Consider the following 2943-nt stretch of genomic DNA (forward strand, 5'->3'; position numbering starts at 1 on the left):
GCGCCCTCCCGCGCGAGCGGGTTCGTTCAATGGCGGATATCGGTCATTCAGCACCTGCGCTGGTATTGCCGCGGTCGTTGGCGACAGCCAGCGATTGAGTTCTGGCCCCTATGCACGTCGCCCAAACTCACTCCTTCGCCGCCCCGGCCGCCTCAATATCCAGCAACCCATAGCCGAAATCGTTGTCGCGCCCCTTCGGGCCGAGATCCCTGGCGGTTGCCGCCAGCGCCTTCTCGATCTCGTCGGCCGTGCGGTCGGGCGCGGCATGGATCAGGTTGGCGATGGCGCCGGACACGATCGCGGCGGCAAACGTGGTGCCAGTGACCACATCGGAGCCGGCGCTGCTCGGCGCCACCATTTCGACGCCCGGCGCCGAGATGAAGCGCCGCGATTGGCTTGCGGCATCAATCCGTCCTTGGCGACGGTCGCGTCGCATCCCTTTTTGCCATTCTGAAGCTATTTCTGTATGCGCCTGGCGCCTGACCCACAATCCGGTTGAAGGCCTGCGAAAATGACGGTGCCGATTCATAACCGACAGTGTGTGCGATCTCCTCAACCGTCTGGTTCGTCTCCCGCAATGCCCGGGCAGCGAGATTCATTCGCCATCGCGCAACATAGGTCAGGGGCGGCACTCCCATGAGCCGGGTGAACCGCCGGGCGAAGGTCGCCCGGGACTGTAACGCACGCTTGGCTAACTCCTTGACGGTCCAGGGCTCCGTTGGGGCTTCGTGGATGAGCCGGAGCGTCCGCGCGATACCCTTGTCGCGCAAGGCATCAAACCATCCACCTGCCCCGAGGGGCAGGCTGTCGAGCCAAGCGCGCAGGAGGAAGACGAGCGCGCTGTCGAGGAGCCGTGGCGCCGCGATGTCATGTCCAGTCATGTCGCTGGCGGCCTCCAGGCGTAAAAGCTCGACCACCAGATGCAGGGATGGATTTGCCTCGATCTGTACGCGGGTCAGGTGAATCAGGGGTGGCAGCAGCGAGATCATCGGATGCGATGCCCCCTCGTCCAGCGAAAACTTCGCGCAGAGCAGCGTCGTCGCCTCAATACCGTGAGAGTAACCCATGCCGGCGGCCGCCTTCGACAGCATGTCAGCGATCGGAGCCACGGGCGCATCGGCCGGGTTGCTAAGGGCGTGCGCTACACCGCTGGCGACGAGGATGATGTCGCCCTCGGACACATTGATCGGCGCTTCTGCGTCGGGCAGGCGCAGCCAGCAATTGCCGTTCTGCACGAGATGGATAGCCGCGCCGCGAGCCGGATCTACCGCGATGCCCCAAGGCGGTGCAAGGCGCGCGTAGCCGATCACTGCGCTGCCGAGCCGCACTGAGGACAGGATCTCCGATAAAGCGTCCATGTCTCATATCTTCGTTTCGCACCCAGGGGCATTTGAGACGTGTGGATAAAAGATTGCAAGTATAAACCATCGAATGTCTCATACGACGCCCCTAGGTTGCTCCGGCTACGGCGTTACGTTTCAGCTCCCGCCGCGCACGGAAAACCCAAAGGACCTCGAACCATGAACGATCAGGAAAAGACACCTTCACACAGTTCCACCGGCAGCACCCTCGCGCGCAACAAGGCTATCGTGCTCGACTTCATCGAGCAGGCAGTCAATCGAGGAAATATCGATGCCGCTTCTGCGCATTTCGGCGATGCCTACATCCAGCACAATCCGAATATTGCTGACGGGGTTGAGGGTTTCCGCAGCTATGTCCGGCAGCTTCGGCAGACGTTCCCTGACGTCCGCGGTGAGGTGAAGCGGATCGTCGCGGAGGGGGACTATGTTATCGTCCACATGCTGGCCAAGAGGGATCCGAAGGAGGCGGGCCTTGCCATCGTGGATATCTTCCGCCTGTCTGCCGACAAGCTCGTCGAGCATTGGGAGGTCCGGCAGCCGATTGCCGAAAGCGATCTACATGGCAACAGCATGATCTGACAGAGAAGCTGCCGGATGCCGCCCGCGACAGCGCAGCGCCGTTAGCCCTTATTCCTTCGCCGCTCCGGCCGCCTCAATATCCAGCAATCCATAGCCGAAATCATTGTCCCGCCCCTTCGGCCCGAGATCCTTGGCGGTTGCCGCCAGCGCCTTCTCGATGTCGTTGGCCGACCGGTCGGGCGCGGCATGGATCAGGTTGGCGATGGCGCCGGACACGATGGCCGCGGCAAACGAGGTGCCGGTCACCACATCGGAGCCGGCGCCGCTCGGCGCCACCATTTCGACGCCAGGCGCCGAGATGAAGACGTAGGCGCCGCGATTGGCCTGCGGCATCAGCCCGTCCTTGGCATCGGTGGCGGTTACCGCGATGACGCCGTCGAAGGCCGCCGGATAGCCGTAGGGCGCCTTCGGCCCGTTGTTGCCGGCGGCGGCGACCAGCACCATGCCGAGCGCGCGCGCATTGCGGCAGGCGGTGCCGAGCAGGTCGTTCTTCGGGCCGACGAAGCTCATATTGATGATGCGCACATTCTGCTCAGCTGCCCAGTCGAGCGCCGACAGGATGACATCCATGGTCGACTTGCCGCCTTCGAAGGCCCGCGCGTGATAGATCCTGGCGCCCGGCGCCATGCCTTCCAGCGCGCCGACGCCGGCGATCAGCCCGTCGACCGAGGTGCCGTGGTCGCGCTTTTCGATCGGCACGTTCGGCATGGCATCGAACTGGTCGGCGATCACGCCCTTCAGCGCCGGATTGGTGTCGTCGATGCCGGTGTCGATGACGGCGACGCGCACATTCTCGCCGCTCGCTCGGCTGGCATCGAGCGCGATGCGCTCGAAGGCATAGTTCACGATGCCGGCCGCCTGCTGCAGCGAATAGATGTGGTTGGGCTCGCGCCGCTGCGTGCGGCCGTCGGCGGCAAGCTGCGCCAGCACCACGCCGACAGGGCGCCCGTCGGGAATGCCGTAGCGCACCAGCGTGTTGCCGAGCAGCAGCGACTGGCGCTGC

The 2943-nt window shown here is 64.2% G+C and carries 3 protein-coding genes and 1 pseudogene; 1 reads left to right on the top strand and 3 read right to left on the bottom strand.

Features of this window, described 5'->3' with window-relative positions; all coding sequences use genetic code 11:
• Positions 1 to 127: 127 nt before the first annotated feature.
• A pseudogene (locus tag DH10_RS32690) lies at positions 128 to 429 on the bottom strand (S8 family serine peptidase); the annotation flags it as partial.
• Positions 405 to 1358 (bottom strand): AraC family transcriptional regulator, encoded by a 954-nt coding sequence (locus tag DH10_RS32695; RefSeq protein ID WP_192250784.1) that lies wholly within the window; start codon positions 1356 to 1358, stop codon positions 405 to 407. The gene DH10_RS32695 and the pseudogene DH10_RS32690, both read right to left, overlap by 25 nt.
• 162 nt (positions 1359 to 1520) lie before the next feature.
• Here DH10_RS32695 and DH10_RS32700 point away from each other — a divergent pair, with 162 nt between their 5' ends.
• Positions 1521 to 1940 (top strand): nuclear transport factor 2 family protein, encoded by a 420-nt coding sequence (locus tag DH10_RS32700; protein WP_192250788.1) that lies wholly within the window; start codon positions 1521 to 1523, stop codon positions 1938 to 1940.
• A gap of 48 nt (positions 1941 to 1988) precedes the next feature.
• On the opposite strand, the gene DH10_RS32705 is transcribed toward DH10_RS32700, so the two are convergent.
• On the bottom strand, positions 1989 to 2943 hold a 955-nt coding region (locus tag DH10_RS32705), incomplete at its 5' end, for a S8 family serine peptidase (RefSeq protein ID WP_192385790.1).

This window comes from Mesorhizobium silamurunense (genome assembly GCF_014843825.1).
Taxonomy (GTDB): Bacteria; Pseudomonadota; Alphaproteobacteria; order Rhizobiales; family Rhizobiaceae; genus Mesorhizobium; species Mesorhizobium silamurunense.